Origin of the sequence: Nitrosomonas marina, assembly GCF_900110145.1 — a bacterium.
In the GTDB taxonomy this organism is placed as follows: domain Bacteria; phylum Pseudomonadota; class Gammaproteobacteria; order Burkholderiales; family Nitrosomonadaceae; genus Nitrosomonas; species Nitrosomonas marina.
In genome coordinates this window covers 1-25,155 of sequence record NZ_FOCP01000020.1, presented here as the reverse complement: position 1 = coordinate 25,155, position 25,155 = coordinate 1, and the positions used below count along the sequence as shown (strand labels likewise).

Genomic DNA, 25,155 nt, shown 5'->3' with positions numbered 1-25,155 from the left:
ATGTTTGATTGTTATCCTACCCATTTACGGGCATTTCTGAAAAGACGTATCCAGGGGGCGTCTTCAAGTGTCCGTGTACGCCGGACTGAATCATTCGGTTCGGGCGGGTACCATGAGTGTTGTGCAATGCGGAAAACACGCTCAGGGTGTGGCATGAGTATATTAAAGCGCCCGTCCGGGGTTGTCAGTCCGGTGATGCCGCGCGGCGAACCGTTCGGATTACCAGGATATGTTTCCGTGACTTTGCCAAAGTTATCGATATATCGCAAGGTTACCAGTGCTTCGCAGTCCGCTTCACTGCTGCTGCTTATATCTGCACGGCCCTCGCCATGTGCAACAACTACCGGCAAGCGGCTGCCTGACATGCCTTCGAACAATATCGATGGGCCCGCCTGTACTTCTACCATGACAAAGCGTGACTCAAATTGTTCCGAATAATTGCGTATAAATCGTGGCCAGTGTTCTGCGCCCGGAATAATGGTATGAAGATGACTCATCATCTGGCAGCCGTTACAAACACCAAGCGCGAATGTATCCGAACGCTGGAAAAACGCTTCAAACGTTTCGCGAACTTGTGTATTGAATAGTATCGATTTGGCCCACCCCTCGCCGGCGCCAAGCACGTCACCGTAGGAGAAACCGCCGCATGCAGCCAGTCCTTTAAATGCGTCTAGTGAGATTCTGCCGGAAATGATGTCACTCATATGTACGTCGGTTGCCGTAAAACCAGCGCGGTCAAATGCAGCAGCCATCTCTATATGCCCGTTAACGCCCTGCTCACGCAGAATTGCTATGGCAGGACGGGTTCGCGTTCGTCGAATAAAAGGAGCAGCAATGTTGTCTTCCACATCAAAGCTGAGCGCAACATGCAATCCCGGGTCATCACTGACCAAAATGCGGTCATATTCCTGTTGTGCACAATCAGAATGATCGCGCAATTTCTGCATTCGATAGGTTGTTTCAGACCATGCGCGTTGCAGATCAATGCGTTTTTCCGACAATACAGGTTGATTGTTGCGCATTAGTCGCAGCTCGTCTACAGAGTTGAGGGAGCCGATGACAAAGCTCATGCCCTGTAGTCCGGCTTCGGCCAGTGTGTTCATGACAAATGATCGTTTTCCGCTTCGGATTTGAATGACTGCGCCCAGTTCTTCGTTAAACAACACAGCTAGCAAGCGTTCAATGAAACGCCCGTTTAAATCAACAGAACGCAATTCGGCTCCGTCGATGTCGCTTGACAACATGTCGAAGCAAAGCTGGTCAAGGTTGACAGTGATGCCGGTATGACCGGCAAAAATCATTTCACACAGCGTGACGAAAAGGCCACCATCTGAGCGATCGTGGTAAGCTAGTATCGCATCCGCTTTGTTAAGTTGCTGGATGGCGGTAAAAAATGCTGTAAGCCTGTCAGCACCGGACTGTCCGTCAATATCCGGCGCCTCATGGCCGATCTGTTTATAAACTTGCGCCAGTGCAGATCCGCCCAAACGGTTTTTACCCTGACCAAGATCGATCAGTATTAACTCAGTTTCACCGCAATCGGTACGTAACTGTGGCGTCAGTGTGCGGCGTACATCGCCGACTCTGGAGAAAGCGGATATGATTAGCGACAGGGGTGCAGTTACGGCTTTGTCAATGGATAATCCGGTTTGCGCATCTATATCCTGCCATGTCGTTTTCATTGACATCGAATCCTTACCCACCGGGATGCTGATACCTAACTGCGGACATAGCTCCATACCGATGGCATGCACGGCATCATACAAACCGGCATCTTCACCCGGATGTCCGGCCGCTGCCATCCAGTTTGCTGACAGCTTGATGTCACTGATCTGTTGTATCGAGGCTGCGGACATGTTAGTAACAGCTTCGCCCACCGCCATACGCGCAGAGGCTGCGGGACTAATTAAAGCCACCGGCGTTCGTTCGCCGATAGCAAATGCTTCACCAAAATATGTCTGATATCCCATCATGGTGACAGCCACATCAGCGACAGGTATCTGCCAGGGACCTATCATCTGATCGCGCGCTGTCATACCGCCGACAGAACGGTCGCCTATACTGATGAGAAATGTCTTGTCCGCAACTGCTGGTAGCCTCAAGACCCGGTAGGCTGCTTCTCTCAAATCGATTTCATGGGTCTGGAAAACCGGCAATGGCTGTATTCGATGAGTGACATCACGTGTCATTTTGGGTGGTTTGCCAAGTAATACCGGTAACGCCATATCGACAGGAGCAGTCATTGACGCATGTTGTTCATCGACTACTACGACTTGAGTTTCTTCGGTTGCTACGCCGACCACTGAATATGGACATCGCTCACGTTCGCAGATTTCCTGAAACTTTTTGAGCGATTCCGGATGAATTGCAAGCACATAACGTTCCTGAGCCTCATTGCTCCAGATCTGCATCGGTGACATGCCGGATTCTTCGACGGGTATGGCGCGTAAATCGAAGCGTCCCCCATGCCCTGCGTCATGTACCAGTTCTGGAAAAGCATTTGACAGACCGCCTGCGCCGACATCATGGATAAACAGGATGGGATTCTCTATTCCCGAACGCTCTAGTTGCCAGCAGCGATCTATCACTTCCTGTGCACGACGCTGCATTTCGGGATTGCCTCGCTGCACCGAATCGTAATCCAGTGCCTCGGCATTCGTACCGGCATCCATACTCGATGCCGCGCCACCGCCGAGGCCGATCAACATGCCGGGTCCGCCTAACTGGATCAGTAAAGTACCGGAAGAAAATTTTTCTTTGCGGACATGTTTGGCCGAGATTTGCCCGATACCTCCCGCAAGCATGATCGGTTTGTGGTAGCCGCGCATTTCACCTGCGACTTTTTCTTCGAAAGTGCGAAAATAACCCGCAAGATTCGGACGTCCGAATTCATTATTGAACGCCGCGCCGCCAATTGGTCCATCAAGCATAATCTGCAGAGCTGAGGCGATGCGATGAGGTTTGCCATATATGGTTTTTCGGTTGGTGTCGCAATATTCCCATGGTTGTGCAAAATCTGGAATATTTAAATTGGATACTGAAAATCCGGTCAATCCCGCTTTTGGTCTAGCTCCACGGCCCGTTGCGCCTTCATCACGTATTTCTCCGCCTACACCCGTCGCCGCTCCCGGGAAAGGGGAAATTGCGGTGGGGTGATTGTGCGTTTCAACTTTCATCAGCAGGTGTGTCTGTTCCTGCTTGTACAAATAGTGATGATTTTCTCCCGGATAAAATCGGGCAATTTTTGCGCCTTCGATAATACTCGCATTATCCGCGTAAGCAACCAGCGTATTTTGTGGATTCTGGTGATGAGTATGTCTGATCATTTCGAAAAGGGTGCGATTGCGCCTGTTCCCATCTATAATCCAGTCGGCATTGAAGATTTTGTGACGGCAATGTTCGGAGTTCGCCTGTGCGAACATCATCAGTTCCACGTCTGTAGGATTGCGTCCGCTTTGCCGAAAATACTGCGCAAGATATTCAATTTCGTCGGCCGATAGCGCAAGACCCATTTCTGTATTGGCCTCCTCAAGCGCCTGCAACCCTCTGGAATGAAAATCAATGATATGAAGCGGTTGTGGAGTCAAATGATAAAATAACCGTTCTGCATCATCAAAAGACCGTAAAACTGTTTCGGTCATGCGATCATGCAACAATGACTGCAGAGACTGTTGCTGTTCGGGGCGAAAAGGACGGTCTGTCCGTATAGTATAAGCAATACCGCGCTCAATTCGTTCGACATGCTTCAATCCGCAATGATGTGCGATGTCGGTGGCCTTGCTCGACCAGGGTGAAATAGTGCCCGGACGGGGAACCACAAGCGCGAGAGGCAATGTTGCTGCTGCAGGACGTTGGGATTGGCAGCTGTTAAGTAACTTCTCAAGCATTGACGTTTCTGTTTTGGTTAATGTGCGACTGATTGCACAGAAATACCAAAATTCAGCATAAATGTGAGAAACTTGTAAATCCAGTGCGTTGAATGCACAAATCAGTTTTTCCAGCCTGAATGCAGATAACGCATGACCGCCACAAAATCGAAGCATCGGGAAATTTTACCAAAATCAAAATCATCATTTTACACGAGAAATAATTCTTTCTACTGATACTGGCAGACCAGATGATAAGAACAATCACCCCGGTCTACTTGACCGATGAAATACGCACAATAGAGCAAACTGTTTTTGCCTTGCCTGAACCACCGGATTTAATGGAGAAGGCTGGACGCGCAACTGCAGAGATTGCTAGAAAATATTTTGTCCTGAATTGTGACAGCCGTGTTCTCGTGCTGGCCGGTCCCGGTAACAACGGTGGCGATGCTTTTGTAGCCGCACGGTATTTGAAACATTGGGGATATGCAGTGACTGTGGTATTCAACGGTGATCCTGATCGTCAATCACAGGATGCCAAACAGGCCAGGCTGGCATGGCAGAATGGCGAAGAAAATATTTTTTCGGAGATTCCGGGAACCGGGAACGGCCAGAAATGGGATCTGATCATTGATGGCATTTTTGGCATCGGTCTGCTGCAGGATCGCCCGATGGCGGATCAATACCTGAGCTGGATTAATGCCGTCAATGCCATGCAAAAGCCTGTGTTGGCAATTGATATACCATCCGGGCTTGGAAGTGATGATGGCAGCGTTTACGGCGCAGTGATCAACGCTGACATTACCCTTACTTTTATCAGTCCCAAACCGGGTATTCTGACCCACTATGGCCCGCAATATAGTGGCAGGATCATTATCTGCGATCTGGATCTTGATCCGGTAGCTATCATGCCACCCCGCGCATGGATGATTAACCGGAAACTGGCCAGTATTTTATTGCCTTCGCCACGTGCAGCTAACAGTCATAAAGGCAGCTTTGGCAATATCGGTATTCTGGGCGGCAACAATGGCATGACCGGTGCAGCTATTCTGGCTGGCCGTGCGGCACTGCATGCCGGTGCCGGGCGCGTCTATCTGAGTATACTGGCAACCTCGGCACCCGATGTCGACATTGTGCATCCGGAGTTGATGATACGCTCGCCATCGGAATTGTTTGATCTGGATACGCTAGATTGTTTGGTGATCGGGCCGGGCATGGGTATGAATGAATATACTTATGGCTGGCTGGAGCGAACGCTTGATACTGATTTACCCTTAGTGCTGGACGCTGATGCACTGAACCATATTGCTTTTCACAGTGAATTGGCTAGAAGACTCAAGCAACGGGAAGCACCTGCCATATTAACACCTCATCCGGCTGAAGCGGCGCGGCTTTTGGATACTGATACGTCTGTAATACAAGGCAATCGTCAGATTGCCGCAATCAGTCTGTCGGAGAAATTCTGTTGCCAGGTTTTACTGAAAGGCGCGGGCAGTATCTGCGCCAGACCAGATGGAACTTGTTTTTTCAATACCAGCGGTAATCCGGGTTTGAGTAGCGCAGGCACTGGTGATGTGCTCTCTGGTATTATCGGAGCGTTAATTGTACAGGGACAAACCCCGGAGGATGCGCTACTACTGGCTGTTTACCTGCATGGTGCCGCAGCCGATGAATTACTGAAACGGAATAACGGACCGGTGGGAATGACAGCTTCGGAAGTTATTACCGCCGCACGATTATTGTTGAACGACTGGATTTATAAGAAAAGCTGATTGCGTAAATAACTGAATGGGTGAAAGGAAACGAATTAACAATCCGGGTGGCAGCTGATTTTAATCGGATTGTACACTGCAAAGCCGGTTAGTCGGGTGCAAGGACAGCTTGATGCGTACTAATGATCTGCTTGCTGACCTTATTAACGATCGATGAGTCGGGTGGTAAATCAAGATCCTGGCCCGGTAGATTGTATTGTACGGGCCAGGTGACTGAGTGGAATGATCTCGTTTAACCGGCTTGTTCATTGCGTCTTCTGATAAATCCAATCAAGCCGATGCCGAATAATGCCAGCATGGATGGCTCGGGGATTGGATTGACGGATTCTGTAATCAGAACGAAATCATTATAGTCGGTGTCACCGCCGCCGTATATATCTTCCCAGGCCATGATATATTCATTTGTGCTCCAGATTCCTGGAAGTGTTGCAGGAAGGTCAATTGTATCAGTGCCTTGTCCTTGAAAAGCGACCATGTGGTCAATGCCGTCGTTATTTAAATCTGTATCACTATAAAAAATGTTCCCGCCAGTGTTTAGAAAATAGCCGAACGCATTTCCTGAAAAATCAATACCGGTATCAGCGAAGTTGATAATTACAGATCCGTCATTTGCAAAAGATAACAGCTTTTGTGCACCTGCTCCTTCTATTCCAGAAAACAAAGTTACCTGTTTGGATGGGTCGCTGGCATCATAAATGCCGACGGTATTAGTATTTGCATTGCCGGCTAGTTCAATAATGATTTGAGCAAATGAACCGCCGCTTCCGGATATCTGCCAATATTCATCTAAGAGAATTTGATCTGTATTGACATTAGTGCTGCTGACATTGTTTATCGGTGCCACGGTTATGTCATTTAAAATGCCCTGCAGTGATGCGCCGCCATCACCGAATGTAACTGTTGCATGCGCTGATCCGGCTGCCACCAGACTTATAGCTGCAGCCATAGTTGTTTTGAAAGCTGTGCCGTATTGTTTCTTCATGTTCATTTCTCCTTTGATCCGTTTTTTTGCAATTCTTTGAAAAATTACCGGATCAGGTGCTGATTTCGGATTGAAATCGGCACATGCCCGGATTTATTGATCTACGATCAGTGCAACAGTCGTTCTGCGAAGCTCGATTGCTTCAATCGAGACATAAGCTGACATCTTTTATGGGTAGCTATTCTTGATGGTTTAGGATATTTGAACCATTGGACAATGGTACAGATGAGTAGGTGATTGAAAAAAACATGTGGATATACAGATGGATATGAATAAAATATTTATGTATGTTCTGAGCAGGGATATGCAACTCGTGCTGTTGTTCAGTTTGAATACACAGCAAATATTCGCCTGTTTTCGTTGATAAACAAACCAGGTGATGTTTGAGCGCGTATTCAATGTGTTTTTTGATGACAATGAAAGAAGTGGCGTGTTTTCCTCAAAGCAGGACCTTGTCGACGGAGAAAGTGGTCGAGATGATTGTGCGCATGGACTAAAGTACAGTATGTGATTCGAGTGATGCTCGATAGGATGGCTGAGCCGAAATTGTCGGAAAGAACAAAGCACGCTGGCAATAATCGACCCTGAGCAGAAAGATGTATCCGTCCCGGTTGATCAGGAATTGGACTCTTAGGTACTGATGCTGTTAATGTACGTTACGTGGATTATGCGAGTGCGTTATTTTATGAAAGAGGAAAGGCGGAATTTTTACAGATCACTCTATGCACAACCTGATGCGCCATTGACGGTTATTCAGGTTAACTATCGCATTTTGATGCTGAAAATCAGGATGTACCCGGATCAGGATTATGCAGAACTGCGTTCTAATGCGCTCAAAATGGCCATGGCGGTGTTAAACGATCCACTAAAACGCGCAGTATATGACCGCAATTTGCGAAAGCGATATCCTATCAGGATGTTAAGCCTTGGATCTTTTGCAACGGGTATTGTCAGGGGTATCCCTGATTGTACTGAATCTCGGCCAAACCGACGCAATTATTACCGGGTTCTCCAGATACAGCCGGATGCTCCAGCTGAAATTATTATCGCCAGTTACCAGGCCTTGCTGCAGTATCCCTATCAGAACGTCGATTTGCTGGGAGAAGCGTATGCGGTTCTTGCAAACCCAGCGGCGCGGATGCGATATGATGCCTATCTCGCCGGCAAATGGAAATATTCTGAAAAAACATTGATGCCGGTAGGGAAAAAAAGGCGTGCCGGTCGTTCGGATTTTGGCAGCGATGCTACTTCGCCGGTCGTCGACGAATCCGGGGCGTCATTGTCATATTGCGTATTTTGTCACACAGCGTATACAAAACAAGTTGGCCCCTATCAGCAACATGCTTGCCTGGAATGTGGCAGTCCGCTGCCTGTTCCCGCCGAAACGCTCCCTGAGCCAAAACAACGTACAAACATACGAATCAGCATGTACGGGGAATTTCAATACTATCTGTTCTGGCCAGATTTGCCCAGTAAAGGCATAATTCAGGATTTGTCGCCGCGAGGTGCACGTTTTCTGGCCGAGACGTCTCTCAGTTTGAATGATGTTATCAAAATTGAAGCACCTAATTTTCGAGCTGTTGCAGAAGTGGTCCATCAACACAGGATACAGGCTTTCGCATCTGTCGGTGCATGCTTTCTTACAGTTAAATTTGAGCAGGAGCGTGGAAGTTTTCTAGCAGTCAGGGTCTGACTATCGAATATTCTGGTTGAGTATGGAAAATGCTGCTATTTGTTTTATTTTTCCTAAAATTTCCGTCAATCTCTCGCGCTTGCCGTAAAACCCTGTAAAATTCGACTATTCCAAATATAGCAAACGCTGCCTAAGATTTTTTCATGAGCAAGCATACTTTTCAGGAAATTATTTTTATTTTGCAACAGTATTGGGCAAGGCAGGGCTGCGCCATTTTGCAACCTTTCGATACCGAGGTGGGTGCCGGAACCAGTCATACTGCGACTTTTTTACGCGCGCTTGGTCCTGAGCCGTGGAAGGCGGCTTATGTACAGCCATCTCGTCGTCCCAAGGATGGTCGCTATGGTGATAATCCTAATCGTCTACAGCATTATTACCAGTTTCAGGTGGTATTTAAACCTGCACCCAGTAATATTCTGGATTTGTATTTTGATTCATTGCGAGAACTCGGTCTGGATTTGCAAAAAAACGATGTGCGGCTGGTCGAGGACGACTGGGAGAATCCCACACTCGGCGCCTGGGGTCTGGGCTGGGAAGCATGGTTAAACGGGATGGAAGTGACGCAATTTACCTATTTCCAGCAGGTTGGGGGAATCAATTGTAAGCCGATCACCGGGGAAATCACTTATGGTCTGGAGCGTCTGGCCATGTATTTGCAGGGCGTCGAGAACGTTTTTGATCTGGTCTGGACCGAAGGCCTGAAATATCGAGATGTCTACCACCAGAATGAAGTTGAGCAGTCGGTTTATAACTTTGAACAGAGCGATCCGGAATACTTGTTTTGCGCATTTTCCAGTCATGAGACACAGGCGCAGCGCTTAATTGAACTGCGTTTGCCATTACCGGGCTATGAGCATGTGCTGAAAGCAGCACATATTTTTAATTTGCTGGATGCGCGTGGTTCAATTTCGGTAACCGAGCGCGCTGCGTATATAGGCCGCATTCGCGCACTTTCGCGTGATGTGGCGCAGGCCTATTACGCCAGCCGTGAACAGCTTGATCCGCCGTTTCCTCTGGCACCACGTAGCTGGGTGGCGCAAATGCCTGCATCTGTACTTTCAAAAATTACCGCATGATAGCCAGAAACTTATTGATTGAATTAGGCGTGGAAGAACTGCCGCCCCAGTCGCTAGAACTGCTGGGTTGCAGTTTTGCTGAATCGATTATTTCAAGTTTACAAGCACAAGGGTTTATAATCGATGTACAGGCAACAACATTCAAGGTTTATGCGTCACCCAGGCGTCTAGCTGTGTGGATACCGAATGTCGTGTCACAGGCGGCAGATAAATCCGTTTCACGGAAACTCATGCCGGTAACAGTCGGACTGGACGAAAAAGGCCGACCAACGCCGCCGCTGTTGAAAAAGCTGGCCAGCTTGGGGGCGGGCGCTGACGCTGTTGCCGAGCTCAAACGTGTCCGTGATGGTAAAACGGACACATTATTTCTGGATACTGTTGTCACTGGGACGAAGCTGACTGATGGGCTGCAAACTGCGCTTGACGAGACTATTGGCCGGTTGCCGATACCTAAAGTGATGACATATCAGCTTGCAGACGGTTGGGAAAGTGTCAATTTTGTACGTCCTGCTCATACCCTGGTTGCTTTGCATGGCCCGGAAATCATACCGGTCAGGCTATTGGGGTTAGACGCGGGCCGTGAGACGCTGGGACACCGGTTTGAAGCAAGCCAATTATTGATTCAGCTGCAAAATGCAGATAGTTATGCACAGCAACTGCTGGAAGAAGGGGCCGTTATCGCTGGTTTTGATGATCGTCGTAATGAAATCATCCAGCAGCTGGATGCAGCGTCCAAAAAAGCAGGGCTGAAATTGTTTCAGGACGATACATTGCTTAACGAAGTTACTGCGCTGGTGGAGTGGCCCAATGTACTGATTGGCCAGTTCGACCCCGAATTTCTCGAGGTGCCGCATGAATGCCTGATATTGACGATGAAAGCCAATCAGAAATATTTTCCGCTGATGGATGCAAATGCAAAGCTGGCGAATAAATTTTTGCTGGTTTCGAATATCCGCCCGGCCGACCCATCGCTTGTTATTACCGGCAATGAGCGCGTTGTGCGCTCGCGTTTGGCCGATGCCAAATTTTTCTTTGATCAGGATCGCAAGAAGTCGCTGGAGTCTCGATTACCCGGGCTTGACCAGGTGGTCTATCACAACAAGCTTGGCACCCAGGGTGACCGTATTCAGCGTGTTCGAGTTATCGCCCGGTCTATTGCACTGCTACTTGGCGGTGAAGCGTTGGCGGATGATGCGGGTAAAGCGACATTATTATCCAAGACGGACCTGTTGACAGAAATGGTCGGCGAGTTTCCAGAGTTACAAGGTATCATGGGATATTATTATGCATTGCATGACGGGCATGCAGAAACAATAGCGCAGGCTATTGCGGATCATTATAAACCGCGTTTCTCCGGGGATTCATTACCGCGCAATATGGTTGGAATTTGTGTTGCGCTGGCTGATAAGCTTGAAACGCTGACCGGTTTATTCGGTATCGGTCAAGTGCCAACGGGCGACAAAGATCCGTTTGCGCTTCGGCGACATGCGTTGGGTGTGATCCGTATCTTGATTGAAAAAGAATTACCCTTGTCGCTGGATTTCCTGCTCAAGGAAGCCCGGCTTGCATTTGACGAGAAATATCCAGAAACAGCGATCTCGCCATTACAGTTCATATATGACCGCCTGGCGGGAAATCTGCGTGAACAGGGCTATACGCCGCAGACTATTGATGCTGTACTGAGCCAGGCGCCAGCAATCCTCAAAGACATCCCCAAACGGCTTGAAGCCGTGCGTGCTTTTGAAAAGCTCCCTGAAGCCCCTAGCCTCGCGGCTGCCAATAAACGCGTGCATAATATCCTGGAAAAAAGCACAGAAAGCGATGCAGTCATTCACAGCCAAATAAACACGGGTTTGCTTAAAGAACCGGCCGAAACTGCTCTGTACGATGCATTGATGCAGGCCAAGCCGCAGGCAGACAGTGCATTTGAATCCGGTGAATATACGCGTTCGCTGCAGTCGCTTGCCGCCCTCAAGGAACCTGTTGATACATTTTTTGACCATGTAATGGTCAATACGGATGATGCTGGTCTTCGGATCAACCGGTTGTGTTTGCTCAAAATGATGCATCAGGCAATGAACCGGGTAGCCGATCTTTCCAAGCTGGCTGGTTGAAATGAAACTGGTTATTCTTGATCATAACGGCGTCATTAATCAGAGCAGCGAAGCGTTTATAAAGACTCCTGATGAGTGGGAACCAATTCCTAACAGTATAGAGGCCATTGCGCGTCTGACGCATTTCGGTTATCGGATTGTAACCGCTACCAATCAATCCGGGATTGGTCGAGGCCTGCTTGACATGGTCACGTTTAATGCTATTAACGATAAAATGTATAAAGCAGTGGCCCAGGCTGGTGGACGGATTGATTCTATTTTTTTCTGCCCGCATACCCATGCTGACAAATGTCGTTGTCGCAAGCCAAAAACCGGCATGTTTGAAGAAATCATGCAGCGTTATGGAACGGATCTTAAAAATACGCCGACGATTGGAGACGCCTTGCGTGATTTGCTGGTAGCGGACGCTGTAGGCGCTTTACCGATTCTCGTGTTGACCGGTAAAGGCAAAGCAACCCGGGAATTGAACAAACTGCCGCCGCGCACTCAGGTATATGACGATCTGGCTGCTGCGGTTGATGCCATCGTGGGATTCGCATGATGCTGCCGTTTTTGCGTTCTGCCTGTTACATGTTGCTGCTCGTCATAATCACACCACCATATGCGATTTTCACGCTAACATGTTTTCCATTGTCCGCGCATGCGCGCTATCGTGTCACATCAACCTGGACGCGCATGATTCTGTTTTTACTGCAGCATGTCTGTGGTTTGCGCTATCGTTTGCTGGGTGCTGAGAATATTCCGAAAACCCCGAGTATCGTGTTATCTAAACATCAATCAGCCTGGGAGACACTGGCTTTTCAGAAAATTTTTCCACCGCAGGTATGGGTTCTGAAAAAAGAACTGCTACGGATTCCATTTTTTGGCTGGGGGCTGGCAATGACCAATCCCATTGCTATTGACCGTAGCGCTGGAAGAAGTGCGCTAGACCAGGTCGTGGAGCAGGGACAGGAACGACTGAGAAGTGGTTTTTGGGTGGTGATTTTTCCAGAGGGTACGCGCATGCCGCCTGGCAAGCGGGGGAGCTATCGTATCGGTGGCGCTTGGCTGGCGACCCATACCAACACGCTGGTCGTACCGGTCGCCCACAATGCTGGTGAATTCTGGGCTAGAAACGCTTTTGTCAAAAAACCCGGTATCATTACCGTCAGTATCGGCAAACCAATTGATCCGACGGGAATGGAGGCTAATGAACTTAACGCCAAAGTGGAAAAATGGATCGAAACCGAAGTGGTGCGTATCAGTCAGCGACAGGCGGCGATCAATAGTAGCGTTATACAGACTGAAGCCAGAAATCAGTGATGTTGCGTCAAATTCACCTGGCCGGTGAAACTGTTAATTATCGGATCAAACGCAGCGGACGCAAATCGGTTGGTTTGAGAATCTGTCATCAGGGTCTGCAGGTTAATGCCCCACATGATCTTACGAATGCTCAAATAGATGCAGTCGTTCTCGGTAAAACAGGCTGGATTCTTGAAAAATTGGCCATCTGGCGCAATAAACTCTCACGAGATCCAGTAGAAGGTTTTTTGCCGGGCACAGCAGTGTTTCCCTTACTGGGCGACTTATGGAAGCCAGGAATAGCGGTAAACGGCCAACTTTGCATGGTGCCCGCCGGTTCCGCTGAAAAGAAATTGCCTGATCAGTATTTGTCTTCGGAGGTTTTCCGGAAATGGATGATAGACTGGTATCGGCAGCGTGCCCTTGCCTGTTTCAGTGAGCGCTTGACGCTGTATGCGGATCGACTCAACTTGCCTTATCCGCCATTCAAACTCTCACACGCCAAGACACGCTGGGGCAGCTGTAGCAGCAGCGGCGTCATTCGATTAAATGTACGTCTTGTGCAATTGCCGCTGCCTCTGGTTGATTATGTCGTCGCTCATGAGTTATGTCATTTGTTTGAAATGAACCATTCAGGCGCGTTCTGGAAGCGAGTTGCTACCATTTATCCGGATTATCAACATGCGCGCAGGGAATTGCGCAACTACTAGTCTGCTCATGATCCTGAAGCCCCGGCTGACCAGGGCTTGTATGCTGAAAGCAGTCATTTTACGAGTGTTGTTTGAATTGGGCCGCACCGCGATCGCTTTAGAATCAACAGTTAACAGCAGACAGCTGTTCGGCTCTTGGTTGTGTTGCTGGTTCCCTGGATTGCAGTTCGTCAGCTACCAATCTTAACAGAGTGCATATCGTCCAGCTGCTTTAAGCCGAAGGCCAAAATTGATCAGTTCAGACAACGTCATGCCGTTGCCTACAAAATAGCCCTGAACGGCATCGCAACCAAGTATCTGAAGGTGCTTATAGGTTTCCATATTCTCGACGCCTTCAGCGATAATATCCAGATTAAGTTGATGGCCAATATTGATCATTGAGCTGACAATATGTTCGTGTGCGGGATACATCAGCATGTCTTTAACAAAGGTTCTGTCGATTTTGATTTCGTCCAGTGGCAACAGCAATAACCGTTCCATAGATGAATAACCCGTTCCGAAATCGTCCATTGCAAGTTTGAAACCGATATTTTTCAGGGCATGTATTGTCTCTAATGAGTTGGTTTGGTCCTCCATGATAGTCGTTTCTGTTAATTCAATCATGATATCGCCAGGCGGTATGCACCAGATATTGGCAGCCTGTTCGATTAATTCGACCAGTTCAGTGTCGTTTAAATCGTCAGCGGATAAGTTGATTGAAACACCTGTGCTAAGACCTGCTTTGCGATACTCCTGGCATTGTCTCAGCGCTGTGTTGAGAACCCACAGAGTCAGCTTGGTCATCAATTCAGTACCTTCTGCTGCTTGTACGAGTTTGTCTGGCGAAATGAATCCCCGACTGGAATGATTCCAGCGTAATAATGCCTCAGCCGATCTGATTGTTCCCGTGCTTGTCCACAGTTGTGGTTGAAAAACCAGTTGTAGTTCGCCGGTGTCGATTGCCCGGTCAAGTTCTGACCAGATATCCATACCGGAAAGCAACAACTCCTTTTCATTCTCGTCGTATAAGCGAATCGATTCCCGGTTGCGCTGTGCATGATGGAGCGCGGTGCTGGCGTTGCGCATGAGCTGTTTAAGATTGTCTTTCCTGGTACCATTCAGCGCCACACCAATGCGGGGCAGCAAGCTGATTCGCCGATGATTGAAGTAGTGGGTTTGTGTAAAAACACGCATGATTTTGTGTGCTGCCAGAATCGCATGATTCGTAGTCAGCAAATCAGAAAGGAGACAGCAGATCTGATGGCGCCCACTTGGTCCGGTAATATCCTTGGCATTTAAAGCGCTTTGTATTTGTTGAACCAGGTTGCCGAGAATTTCGTCGACTTCAGCATATCCCAGGATACCATCAAGTTTTGGCAACCCCTCCAGATTAATAATGATGACGGCGCTATGCTGGTGTGCATTGTTCGCGTCCAGCAGGATTCTTGAAGCAGCTTGCAGAAAGGCTTGATAACTATGGACTGGCATTGCTAAGTTTTGAAATGTTTTATAAATAATAACTGGCAGAGTCAATACCATAAGCGCCATGTGGCAGATCCTGCACAATAGTGTATGGTGTACCGTCCGGTCCGGGTCTCATCAGTCTGAGGTTTCGAGTTTCAGGCATTGTATAAGGTTGTTTGTTGGCGTCGAGTATCACCATGACAGAGGGCAGGGATCTATTGGAGCGGCTGTGTGACAATACGATAGCTACTTCGCCCGAGTTTAGTTCCACCAGGCTGCCCACAGGAAAAAAACCAAGACAGTGTGCAAACTGTTCAACCAGTGTTGCATTTAACCCATAACGGGCCAGTGTTTTTAGTTGATTAAAAACCTGAAATGCACAGTTTGACGAAGCATTTGCTTGTGACTTGCAAAGTTCCAGGTAATTGTCAACAATTGCGGCCATGCGTGCATAAGTATTCAACTGATTGGCGCTGAGTCCTCGCGGATACCCGCACCCATCCTCACGTTCGTGATGCTGCGCAACAATTTCATAAACTGATGTGGGTATGTCGCCTGACTGTTTAATCATTTTTTCACCAAGTAGCACATGTTGTTTCAATAGGTTCACATCGACAGTGTCGAGCATATCCTGAGTGGTGGTCATTTTTTGATGTAACTGCAGCTTGCCGATATCCATAAACATGCCGCCTAATCCCAGCATTGAAAGTTCATTTCGTGGGAGCCCCAGATGTCTGCCAAAAGCCATCAATAGAATGGAGTGTTTCACGGCTTCGTCATAAAGCGTTTCACCGGAAGATTTGAGTTGTGCGAGTAACAGCATTGCATCGGGGTTTCTTACGATGCTGTCCCGCAATGCATATACTGTGTTTTGTGCGCCGCTTACTTCAAGATATTGATTGCGCTTAAAGTCGCTGGTGATTTCTTTGATGATATCGTGCGCAAACTGATGCACCCGGGTAGCAACTGGAAGTTCTTCCTCGACTGTACACGCGTCAACATAAACCTGATTACCATGAAAGTGTGTTTTTTCAACAACTGCTCTAGGTGTCTGACGAATTTTTCCGACTTTCCTGGTGGTTTCACGGATGAGTACTTTATTCAGTGCATCATGTCTGGTTTTGTAGGTTTCTTTTGTCAGTATTTGATCAAATTTTCCCAGTCGATATTTTTGGATTATGTGTGATTCGCATCGATTGATATCTACATAAACATACCTGCAGTGTCGTTCAAGCTCTAGTATGTCTTCCATGTCGGTAATCAGAATACCCTGAATCGAATATGGCGTCTCCAGCCAGGGGCGGTCAAGCTGGCTCACATACATGCCGAATTTCAGGTCCCGTACCTTTACTTTGTGGGTCGTATTACTGGCTTGCATGTCAATATCGATATAAAAACGGTTCTGCCGAATGTCGAGACCCCTGTTTTTAAGTGGTTTCTGTTTGTATGTATGAGTATGCTGTGCATATCGTTGACAAAACGTATCGTCAAAAAATTGTTAAGTATTATCCGGTATCATTTTTGGCGGCCTTCTGATAATTAGCTTCGTTGGCTGCCCATTAGAATCTTGACTATAGGCCTGTTCTGAATATCTTTTCATTAATTGCACCCGCTATATCTAATATCGCGAATCGTAAATGGATCCAGCGGTCTATAAATCTGATTTATACACTTTTTTTTCCAAAACCAGATATTGAAAAAGGCAGTGAAATCGCCATATTTATCCTGCGAAACGATCAACGAAGAGCTGCTTTTCTGAAAATCATGGCCTGCAGAAATGGATGCAACCATGAACTAAACTTCCCGGACGTACTATTTATTAGGTCAATGCTGCAAAGTGTTTGACAGGTTGGGTTAACAAAAAATCCGAAAGCAATTGCTATAACAGATACGCTATGTTTACAAAATCTGTGAACCTGATTTGAAACTTGTTCTCAAAGGGTATTTCTCAAAGGAATACTTCTCGTTTGAAAACGCAGGTTATGACGCTTGAAACTCATGTGTGTATAAAATATGGAGTGATGTGGTGAGTTTGTTCACTCCTTACAGACTTTTAACCATAGTCACTGGTTAAGTGTAATGTAATAGTACGATTTGTTATCTATTAAAAAAGGTAAAAGATGTATCGATAAACGCATGATTAAAAATACATTATTACGCAAAAAAAGAAAACAGCGAGTCACTTTGTGCTGCAAGACTTGATTGTCGGAATGTTGATGGCAAGACAGAGAGATTTTTACACATCAAGAGATTGTTTCGTACAATAACGCCCTGCCATGGTATTTGCTTGGGATACATTATGATTGATTCATCGAAAACTGTAAGCATGCATCAAAATGAGTTCTGAAAATATTCACAGAAAAGCGTTTACACAGCTTTCCCGCGAACTCGAACAGCAGATTGTCGGACAGCAGGTGCTGGTACAACGGTTGCTGCTGACATTATTATGTGACGGTCACCTGCTACTGGAGGGAGCGCCTGGACTTGCCAAAACACGTGCGATTAAATCGCTTGCCCGTGGTCTTGAGGCGGATTTTCACCGTATCCAGTTTACACCTGATTTATTACCGGCTGATTTGACTGGCAGTGATGTTTATCATCCAGAAACCGGCAGTTTTTCCTTCAACGAAGGGCCCATGTTTCATAATGTGATTCTCGCTGACGAAATTAACCGTGCACCTGCCAAGGTACAATCTGCCCTGCTTGAAGCGATGGAAGAGCGGCAGGTTACTGTCGGCGCGAACAGCTATCCGTTGCCGCCGCTATTTCTGGTAATGGCTACGCAGAACCCGATTGAACAGGAAGGAACCTATCCGTTGCCAGAAGCGCAACTCGACCGTTTCCTGCTGCACGTGCGTGTTGGCTATCCGGACAAACACGCCAGCCGGAAAATTCTGCAAGTAGTTCGGCATGAGGCACTTTGCGCGCTGGACCATAAAATGCCTCTTGAGCTTCGAAAAGTAACGCAGAAACAGATTTTTACTGCCCGGCGTGAAATTATGCAGTTGCATCTGGCCGAGGCCGTGGAGGATTATATCGTGGAGATCATCGAGACAACGCGAAATCCCGGTCAATACGGACAGGAATTGTCCAGCTGGATACGCTGGGGTGCGAGCCCCCGCGGTGCGATTGCTATAGAGCGAGCAGCGCGCTCTATGGCCTGGTTGGCAGGGCGTGATTTTGTGACACCTGAGGATGTGCAAAATGTTGCACCAGATGCGCTACGCCACCGGATTTTGCTTAATTATGAGGCGGAAGCGGAAGGTATCACTGCTCAACAATGTATTGACCACATATTAGCCAGTGTGCCAGCACCATGAGCGAAGGCGTTACCCTGGAACTAAAAAACCTGATTCGCATGCGTGCAGCTGCACGAGGCCTGGAACTCGGTGCGCGCAGACGCGTTTTGTCGAGGCAGGCGGGCGGTTATCTTTCTGTTTATCATGGCAGGGGTATGGAATTTGATGAAGTGCGCGCATACCAGGCCGGTGATGATGCACGAACCATTGACTGGCGTGTAACCGCCCGGCGCGGTCGTCCGCATACCAAACTGTTTCGTGAAGAACGCGAACGTCCGGTGCTGTTTCTCGTTGATCTGCATCCGGGTATGTTTTTTGGCAGTCGCGTGCAATACAAATCTGTACTTGCGGGCAGGTTATGTGCATTACTTGGCTGGGCTGCCGTCAATGCGGGTGACCGTGTTGGCGGTATTGTTCAGGCGGCAGACGGGCATCGCGAAATTTTTCCGGCCACACGCGAGGTTGGATTGTTATCGATGCTGAAAGCGATGGTACAATTACAGCCTTCAAGACCGGGGGATATGAGAACTGGTCGTCTGGACGACGCACTCGCCCGGATGGTTCGGATTGTTCTGCCAGGCAGCATGGTTGTCATTTTCAGTGATTTCAGGGAGCTTGGAAACAGTGCTGAGAAATACCTGAGCGCCTTGGTGCGTCATAATGATGTGATTGGTGCATTACTTTACGATCCACTGGAAGCAACGCCTCCGCCACCGGGCTTGTATCACCTTGGTACCAGCCGGCATTATATGACTGTCGATACAGGCCGTGAGGCTGCTTTCGGACAGTGGCAGAGACAATTTCAGTTGCATTGTGAAAAAATCCGCAGCGTCTGTGCGCGCCATGCCATTCACTTTATGAAAATCGCCACGACCGACCCTATGGTTCCTGCTTTGCGTTCGGGTTTGGCCCGGCAGAATAAAACCAATGATTGAAGATCCACTTGCAGCACTGCGTCCACTGCATACGCCCGTGCCTGTCAGCTGGTGGCCGCCTGCGCCGGGCTGGTGGATTGCCGTGTTGCTGTTAACAGTGTGCGGTATTTTGATTTACCGATACAGAAAAAAACGGGTCGCACAGCGTGCAGCGCTTTATGAACTGAAATGGCTGGCTGGTAACCGGCATGATGTGAATCAGCCTGTCTCGCGTTTGAATCAGCTGCTGAAACGGTATGCACTGGTCTGCTGGTCTGCAAAAGAAGTAGCAGGGCTATCCGGCCAGTCCTGGCTTGTTTTTCTTGATAACAATGGTGGCAACGGGCGGTTTTCCAACGGCCCCGGCCGTTTGCTGTTATCAGGCCCATATCAAGAGGTGCACGCTGATCTGGATGAACTGATCGATCTGGCGCGTCAGTGGATTAAAACGAACCTGCCAAAAAAGTGAAGGATGTTTGAATTTGCATGGCCTTGGATGTTTCTGTGTTTACCGTTGCCCTGGCTTCTCAGGCATTATCTGCCGCCTGCTATAAGCGTTAATCGGGGTATTTTATTTGCACCGTTTGCCGGCTCCATTTCAGACGGTTTTGCTGAAACGCGCCGACAGTCGATACGTTCGCCACGCTTGTGGGGGCTGTTCATATGCTGGCTGCTGCTGGTCACTGCTGCGGCCAGGCCGCAATGGATTGGTGAGGAAACTGAACTTCCCGAGACTGGGCGCGATTTGATTCTGGCTGTCGATGTGTCCGGCAGTATGGAGATTGCTGATATGGGTGATGGGCATGCCAACCGTATGGATGTCGTCAAACAGGTGGCCGGTGACTTCATCCGTCGCCGCGAGGGGGACCGTATCGGATTGATTCTGTTTGGCAGCGAGGCTTATCTGCAGACGCCGCTGACGTTCGATCACGCAACCGTGGCAAACCTGCTGCAGGGTACCGCAATCGGTATAGCCGGACGCGAAACAGCGATCGGTGATGCTATCGGCATGGCGATCAAGCATCTGAAAGGTTTGCGGCATGATGCCGAAGATGCTGTCCTGGTGCTGCTGACCGATGGCGCCAATAACGCAGGTCATGTGCAGCCGCGCAAAGCCGCCGAGCTTGCCCAACTACAGGGGTTGCGTATTTACACCATTGGTGTGGGCGGCGAAGCGCACGAGATGCAGACCCTGTTTGGTATGCGTATGGTAAATCCTGCGTCAGATCTGGACGAAGCGACGTTGCAAATGATTGCCGACTTGACAGGCGGAAAGTATTTTCGCGCTACCGACCGGGATACGCTTCAGGATATCTACCGTCAGCTGGACCGCCTCGAACCTACGATGGAAGGTGGTCGTCTCGTTCGCCCCACATCTGAACTTTTTGTCTGGCCACTCGGTCTCGCACTGTTAATGAGTTTTTTGCTCGTACAATACATGTGGAGAATGAAATAAACCCCGTTTATGTTATGAACGAATTTCATTTCTTACGTCCATTATGGTTCCTGGCGTTGATACCGGTCATATGGCTGCTCATATTGCTCTGGCGCAGGCAGTCGGCCGGTGAAGCCTGGCGAAGGGTCATTGACCGGCAACTGCTGTCCGGTTTGTGGCTGGAGAAGCCTGGCCGATCGGCGCGTTTGCCATTGTTGATACTTGCCGCGGGCTGGGTGTTGACCGTCTGCGCACTTGCTGGTCCGGTGTGGGAACGCCAGCCCGAGGCTGTGTGGCAAGCACAATTATCGCGGATTCTAATACTCGATTTGTCACCGTCGATGGACGCGCGCGATCTGGCACCCTCGCGTCTGGAGCGTGCGCGTTTTAAGATCATGGATATACTTGACCGCTCCAGGGAAGGGCGTACCGGTATAGTCGTATTTGCCGGTGAGCCACATATTGTTACACCGCTTACCGAGGATACCAGAACCATTCAGAATCTGGTTACGGCACTGCGGACGGATATCATGCCGGTAAGTGGTGATTATGCTGCACCGGCTTTGCAGATGGCGATGGAATTGCTGAATCTGAAAGGCATTCGCGCAGGTGAATTGCTATTAATTACCGACGGTATTGAGGATCCGGCAGCGGCCCTGTCTCAGGCGAGGGAATTACATGACCAGGGGCACACACTTTCCGTGCTGGGTATCGGCAGCGAACTGGGAGGTGCGATTGTGCGTGATGGCATAACCGAAGTAATTCGCTTTGATCCGTCACCGCTCCAGGAACTTGCACGCGCCGGCGGTGGCGCATTCAGCAGGCTGACGACCGATGACCGGGATTTGAACCGTTTGTTAGTGGAAGTATCCTCTGCAGGTGATTTTGAGCAAATGTCAGACGGCGCTGGCGGTGTCGAGCGTTGGGTGGAGAGTGGAGTCTGGCTGTTGCCTGTTATTGTATTACTGGCCGCTGTATCATTCCGGCGGGGCTGGTTGCTGGGGTATGCGTTATTTTTCGTTGCACCACCGCCTGGTCACGCCTTTGGCTGGCAGGATTTATGGCTACGAGCTGATCAACAGGCGTACAGATATCTGCAGCAGGGCGATCCGCAGACCGCCGCGCAGCAGTTTCGAGACCCGAACTGGCGCGGTACGGCGTTATACGAAGCTGGTGAATTTGAAGCAGCCGCAAAAGCGTTTGCCGAGTCGGATGATCCTGATGCACTTTATAACCAGGGCAATGCACTTGCGCGCGCGGGCGAGATTGAGCGGGCCATGAATGCCTATCGCGAAGTATTACAGGAAAATCCTGCGCATGAAGACGCAAAAGCCAATCTAGAATTGCTGGAGAAACTGTTGCAAGACCAGCAACTAGACGATGAACCGGCGCATCAAAATGATGAAAGCGAACAGGATGAAAAAGGAGAGGATAAAAAGGAAAGCGGCGATGAGCGCAATGAAGAGAATGGCTCAGAAAGTGATTCTAAACAAGACAACATGACGCAGACTGAAGACGAAGCGAAAAACGACAATAACGAGGCTAATGGTGATAGCAGCGAGTTGCATGCTGATGATGGGCAACGCGAGTCGCAACCCACTGATGCGGTGCAATCAGATCATGACGATCAATACCCGGAAGATCAGCAAGTTAATCAGTCGAATGCGTCAGTCCATGATGACAGGGCCGATGAGAATGAGCCGCTGTCAAGCGAGGAAGAGCTGGCGCTGGAACAGTGGCTTCGGCAGATTCCCGAGGACCCTGCCGGCCTGCTGCGCCGAAAATTCATGTTGGAACATCATCAGCGAAGACAGAGATGAGTCATATTAAATACTTCTTTCATTCCATCATGTTTTTGTTTTGCCTGCTATTGGGTCCTGTACAGGCTGTTGCGGCGTTGACCGCACAATTGGATCGCGAGCGCATAACCGAGGGTGAGACTGTACGGTTGATTATCGAGGCCGCAGGTCAGATATCGGCTATGCCCGATACGCGTGTATTGGAGCAGGATTTTGAAATCGCCGGTACCATGAGTGGCAGCCGCGTCAATATTATTAATGGCAAAATGGATTCGCGCACGACCTGGACGATTTCGCTGATTCCCCTGCGCAGCGGTCAATTGACCATTCCACCGTTGCATATTAACAATGAATATACGCCTGAACTGACCCTGCAGGTGGTAGCAGCGTCTGCCGACAATGAGCCCGATGCAGCTGCACCGATTTTTCTGGAAACCAGCGTTGACAAAACCGATCCCTACGTGCAGGGAATGGTTCGGTATACCCAGCGGGTATTTTTTGCTGTCAATCTGGCGCAGGGCAGCTTGGGCGAACCTGAACATGAAAACATGATGGTGAGCAAGCTCGGTGAAGATCGCGAGTATACAACCCAGCGTAATGGCCGAAGCTACACGGTGATTGAGCGTGAGTTTGTGGTTTTTCCACAGGTCAGTGGCAAACTGGTGATTCCGGCCGCGGTCCTGAATGCACAAATACCGGAAACCTCCAATCGACAGGATCCTTTTTTTGACCGCTTCTTTTCCAGTACCCGTCCGGTCCGGTTGCGCGGAGAAGCGATTACGCTGGATGTTCGGCCGCGTCCTGACCAAAGTAAATCACCCTACTGGCTGCCTGCCGAAGCCGTTGAACTGCACGAAACCTGGCAACCTGATAACAGTCAAATCAGTATGGGCGAACCGGTTACGCGCAATATTTCTATTAAAGCGCTGGGCGTGACAGGAGAACAGCTGCCTGAATTAAAATTGACAGACCCCGAAGGTTTCAAGCTCTATCCCGACCGCGCGCAATCGAACACGCAAAACCAGTCGGGCACAGTCCAGGGAGAAAAAACACTGCGCCTGGCATACATGCCGACCCAACCCGGAAAATATACCCTTCCGGCCTTTACCTTACACTGGTGGGACACTGCCACTGACAGCGAACAGGTCGCTAAGCTGCCGGAACGCACGGTGGAAGTGCTTCCGGCTGCCGGGCAACAACAGGATGCCGCGACTAACATGCCGGATGTCGGCTATGGACCGGATCGTTCAGCACGACAATCCACAGAACAGGCCGGCGGCCAGCTGTTTCCGGCAGACCGAACGGGCCGTTTTACGGGTTCACCGACTGTTGGTGATTCCGGCTGGTTCTGGTTAGCGTTGCTATTTGCTACACTGTGGCTGATAACACTCGGCCTGTTCTGGCGCGTGCACCGTATGCAACGTATGCCGCTTCAGCCGAATGGCGCAGAAAAGTCGCCCTTTGAAGAACTTGAAAATGCCAGGCAGGCCAGAAAACGGTTTCTCGCCGCCTGTCAGTCAAACAATCCGCAGCAGGCGCGTCATCTTCTGCTCAAATGGGCTGCATGCCACTGGCCCGATTCTCCGCCTAGAGGACTTGACGAACTCTCATCGCGCCTGAACGATCCGGCCATTGATGCAACGTTAACGCAACTGGATCGTGTGCTGTATCAGAATAACCAGGAAAACTGGGACGGGCAGGAACTGGCGAAACTGATTACTGAATTGCCGAAAACTGTTCATGCGTCAAAAGATGACAGGGGTGGCAGTGCTTTGCCTGAATTGTATTCCTAAGAACCTGTTCAAGATTTCACTGAAGAGTGCATTACGGCGTTAAAATCGAACTAAAAGTGCTCACATACTGTGTGTATGTTCCGCTTTTGAGTTCAATTTTGTATTGCATTCCTAGGTCGAGATCTTGAACATTCTCTAGGAGAAAAAACTAATAATATCTGACATTTTATTCTTCCAATATATCGATGAGCGGCGTTGGAAAAAACGTATCGACGAATAATACGCTTTGATGGGATAACAGGGACAAACTGTTAGTATAGATATGTATCCTGGATTTCGAATTCTGGTGGATCTAACACGGTTTGTTAAAATAAAAGCTAAATTGACCAGATGCCATAAAACTTAAGGAGATATCATGAAGTTTGCCATTATAGATGTCATTGTTGACGCTTGACGCAATACATTGCGTCATTCCGGACGTCTAATTCTAGTTATGCGGACTCAAGAACCGAATGACTGCCCAATCAATAGCTAAGGAATGGCGACTGTTTCTAATCGAAAAAGTTTTTGTGCGTAACTATAGAATTGCTTCAAATCTTGATGGCACTGACATGGTCCAAAATCCGATACTGGAAAAATTTCTTCCATGACTCCTGTATATAAAAATGACGTCAATACTTGACGAGGCATTAGAAGGGGAAATCAAGAAGCACCATGGACGAATGCCAAAAAAGTATTCGAAAACTTTAGGAGGTAGAATCTCTTTCGCCTCCGACAATAATATGATCAATAACGGCGACAACCTCCATGATGTTAGAGGCCGTCGCAATGATACCGCTCACGAAATAAGTGCCACCGTTATCTGGGACGAACTGGAAGCCGATTCCTTCGAAATTGAAATGGCTCTGCAAAATCTTAACCTTGTTGGGAATAGACCAGAATTGTAAGCGTCCGGCGCGACCATCTATAATTTTTCTTGTTTTAATGCTTCGATAAATTCCGGCGTTAACGGCAACAACTCATCAATACGGCTATTAG

18 protein-coding genes are annotated in these 25,155 nt (G+C 48.8%); 14 read left to right on the top strand and 4 right to left on the bottom strand.

The genetic code is table 11. The features are described 5' to 3' along the window. Positions 1-11 precede the first annotated feature (11 nt). Entirely contained in the window at positions 12-4,043 is a 4,032-nt protein-coding gene (purL, locus tag BMX44_RS12640; protein ID WP_090633624.1) for a phosphoribosylformylglycinamidine synthase, read from the bottom strand. 74 nt (positions 4,044-4,117) lie between these two features. Here purL and BMX44_RS12635 point away from each other — a divergent pair, with 74 nt between their 5' ends. Next, entirely contained in the window at positions 4,118-5,638 is a 1,521-nt protein-coding gene (locus tag BMX44_RS12635) for an NAD(P)H-hydrate dehydratase (RefSeq protein ID WP_090633622.1), read from the top strand. 232 nt (positions 5,639-5,870) lie between these two features. On the opposite strand, the gene BMX44_RS12630 is transcribed toward BMX44_RS12635, so the two are convergent. Continuing rightward, a complete protein-coding gene (locus tag BMX44_RS12630) occupies positions 5,871-6,620 on the bottom strand; it encodes a DUF4114 domain-containing protein (protein WP_177167759.1) in 750 nt (249 codons plus the stop codon). Positions 6,621-7,305: 685 nt separating this feature from the next. Here BMX44_RS12630 and BMX44_RS12625 point away from each other — a divergent pair. The 6 genes from BMX44_RS12625 (at position 7,306) to BMX44_RS12600 (ending at position 13,494) form a co-directional block, all read left to right on the top strand. Further along, on the top strand, positions 7,306-8,313 hold the full coding sequence (locus BMX44_RS12625) for a J domain-containing protein (RefSeq protein ID WP_143056948.1): 1,008 nt from the start codon (positions 7,306-7,308) through the stop codon (positions 8,311-8,313). A 143-nt stretch (positions 8,314-8,456) separates the two neighbouring features. Continuing rightward, positions 8,457-9,389: a glycine--tRNA ligase subunit alpha gene (gene glyQ, locus BMX44_RS12620; protein WP_090633617.1), complete on the top strand. Its 933-nt coding sequence runs from the start codon at positions 8,457-8,459 to the stop codon at positions 9,387-9,389. Next, positions 9,386-11,503 (top strand): glycine--tRNA ligase subunit beta, encoded by a 2,118-nt coding sequence (glyS, locus tag BMX44_RS12615; protein ID WP_090633612.1) that lies wholly within the window; start codon positions 9,386-9,388, stop codon positions 11,501-11,503. The genes glyQ and glyS overlap by 4 nt, the downstream gene beginning before the upstream one ends. Position 11,504: 1 nt before the next feature. Then, positions 11,505-12,044: a D-glycero-beta-D-manno-heptose 1,7-bisphosphate 7-phosphatase gene (gmhB, locus tag BMX44_RS12610; RefSeq protein WP_090633610.1), complete on the top strand. Its 540-nt coding sequence runs from the start codon at positions 11,505-11,507 to the stop codon at positions 12,042-12,044. Then, entirely contained in the window at positions 12,041-12,805 is a 765-nt protein-coding gene (locus BMX44_RS12605; RefSeq protein WP_177167758.1) for a lysophospholipid acyltransferase family protein, read from the top strand. The genes gmhB and BMX44_RS12605 overlap by 4 nt, the downstream gene beginning before the upstream one ends. After that, positions 12,805-13,494, top strand: a complete 690-nt coding sequence (locus BMX44_RS12600) for a M48 family metallopeptidase (RefSeq protein ID WP_090633606.1) — start codon at positions 12,805-12,807, stop codon at positions 13,492-13,494. The genes BMX44_RS12605 and BMX44_RS12600 overlap by 1 nt, the downstream gene beginning before the upstream one ends. 183 nt (positions 13,495-13,677) lie before the next feature. Here BMX44_RS12600 and BMX44_RS12595 read toward each other — a convergent pair whose 3' ends face one another. Together BMX44_RS12595 and BMX44_RS12590 are read right to left on the bottom strand one after the other, a co-directional pair. After that, entirely contained in the window at positions 13,678-14,961 is a 1,284-nt protein-coding gene (locus tag BMX44_RS12595; protein ID WP_177167757.1) for a putative bifunctional diguanylate cyclase/phosphodiesterase, read from the bottom strand. Positions 14,962-14,980: 19 nt separating this feature from the next. Beyond that, a complete protein-coding gene (locus tag BMX44_RS12590; RefSeq protein WP_090633602.1) occupies positions 14,981-16,315 on the bottom strand; it encodes an HD-GYP domain-containing protein in 1,335 nt (444 codons plus the stop codon). Between the two features lie 958 nt (positions 16,316-17,273). Here BMX44_RS12590 and BMX44_RS12580 point away from each other — a divergent pair. From BMX44_RS12580 to BMX44_RS12550, 7 genes are all read left to right on the top strand, one after another. Then, on the top strand, positions 17,274-18,257 hold the full coding sequence (locus tag BMX44_RS12580) for an AAA family ATPase (RefSeq protein ID WP_090633598.1): 984 nt from the start codon (positions 17,274-17,276) through the stop codon (positions 18,255-18,257). Beyond that, on the top strand, positions 18,254-19,171 hold the full coding sequence (locus BMX44_RS12575; RefSeq protein WP_090633596.1) for a DUF58 domain-containing protein: 918 nt from the start codon (positions 18,254-18,256) through the stop codon (positions 19,169-19,171). The genes BMX44_RS12580 and BMX44_RS12575 overlap by 4 nt, the downstream gene beginning before the upstream one ends. Further along, positions 19,164-19,619: a DUF4381 domain-containing protein gene (locus tag BMX44_RS12570; RefSeq protein WP_090633594.1), complete on the top strand. Its 456-nt coding sequence runs from the start codon at positions 19,164-19,166 to the stop codon at positions 19,617-19,619. The genes BMX44_RS12575 and BMX44_RS12570 overlap by 8 nt, the downstream gene beginning before the upstream one ends. A 3-nt stretch (positions 19,620-19,622) precedes the next feature. Beyond that, positions 19,623-20,606: a vWA domain-containing protein gene (locus BMX44_RS12565; protein WP_090633592.1), complete on the top strand. Its 984-nt coding sequence runs from the start codon at positions 19,623-19,625 to the stop codon at positions 20,604-20,606. A gap of 14 nt (positions 20,607-20,620) precedes the next feature. Beyond that, on the top strand, positions 20,621-22,405 hold the full coding sequence (locus BMX44_RS12560; RefSeq protein ID WP_143056947.1) for a vWA domain-containing protein: 1,785 nt from the start codon (positions 20,621-20,623) through the stop codon (positions 22,403-22,405). Beyond that, entirely contained in the window at positions 22,402-24,177 is a 1,776-nt protein-coding gene (locus BMX44_RS12555; RefSeq protein ID WP_090633588.1) for a BatD family protein, read from the top strand. Before BMX44_RS12560 ends, BMX44_RS12555 begins: the two co-directional genes overlap by 4 nt. Positions 24,178-24,782: 605 nt before the next feature. Continuing rightward, positions 24,783-25,064 carry a hypothetical protein gene (locus BMX44_RS12550; RefSeq protein ID WP_090633586.1) on the top strand — a complete coding sequence of 94 codons (282 nt, stop codon included), beginning with the start codon at positions 24,783-24,785 and terminating at the stop codon, positions 25,062-25,064. Positions 25,065-25,155 lie beyond the last annotated feature (91 nt).

Coding starts and splice junctions, on each gene's coding strand:
- glyS (WP_090633612.1), top strand. CDS start 9,386: ATGATAGCCAGAAACTTATTGATTGAATTAGGCGTGGAAGAACTGCCG.
- BMX44_RS12600 (WP_090633606.1), top strand. CDS start 12,805: ATGTTGCGTCAAATTCACCTGGCCGGTGAAACTGTTAATTATCGGATC.
- BMX44_RS12560 (WP_143056947.1), top strand. CDS start 20,621: ATGAACGAATTTCATTTCTTACGTCCATTATGGTTCCTGGCGTTGATA.
- BMX44_RS12635 (WP_090633622.1), top strand. CDS start 4,118: ATGATAAGAACAATCACCCCGGTCTACTTGACCGATGAAATACGCACA.
- BMX44_RS12555 (WP_090633588.1), top strand. CDS start 22,402: ATGAGTCATATTAAATACTTCTTTCATTCCATCATGTTTTTGTTTTGC.
- BMX44_RS12570 (WP_090633594.1), top strand. CDS start 19,164: ATGATTGAAGATCCACTTGCAGCACTGCGTCCACTGCATACGCCCGTG.
- BMX44_RS12565 (WP_090633592.1), top strand. CDS start 19,623: ATGTTTGAATTTGCATGGCCTTGGATGTTTCTGTGTTTACCGTTGCCC.
- BMX44_RS12550 (WP_090633586.1), top strand. CDS start 24,783: ATGACGTCAATACTTGACGAGGCATTAGAAGGGGAAATCAAGAAGCAC.
- gmhB (WP_090633610.1), top strand. CDS start 11,505: ATGAAACTGGTTATTCTTGATCATAACGGCGTCATTAATCAGAGCAGC.
- BMX44_RS12605 (WP_177167758.1), top strand. CDS start 12,041: ATGATGCTGCCGTTTTTGCGTTCTGCCTGTTACATGTTGCTGCTCGTC.
- purL (WP_090633624.1), bottom strand. CDS start 4,043: ATGCTTCGATTTTGTGGCGGTCATGCGTTATCTGCATTCAGGCTGGAA.
- BMX44_RS12580 (WP_090633598.1), top strand. CDS start 17,274: ATGAGTTCTGAAAATATTCACAGAAAAGCGTTTACACAGCTTTCCCGC.
- BMX44_RS12595 (WP_177167757.1), bottom strand. CDS start 14,961: ATGCCAGTCCATAGTTATCAAGCCTTTCTGCAAGCTGCTTCAAGAATC.
- BMX44_RS12630 (WP_177167759.1), bottom strand. CDS start 6,620: ATGAAGAAACAATACGGCACAGCTTTCAAAACAACTATGGCTGCAGCT.
- glyQ (WP_090633617.1), top strand. CDS start 8,457: ATGAGCAAGCATACTTTTCAGGAAATTATTTTTATTTTGCAACAGTAT.
- BMX44_RS12590 (WP_090633602.1), bottom strand. CDS start 16,315: ATGCAAGCCAGTAATACGACCCACAAAGTAAAGGTACGGGACCTGAAA.
- BMX44_RS12625 (WP_143056948.1), top strand. CDS start 7,306: ATGAAAGAGGAAAGGCGGAATTTTTACAGATCACTCTATGCACAACCT.
- BMX44_RS12575 (WP_090633596.1), top strand. CDS start 18,254: ATGAGCGAAGGCGTTACCCTGGAACTAAAAAACCTGATTCGCATGCGT.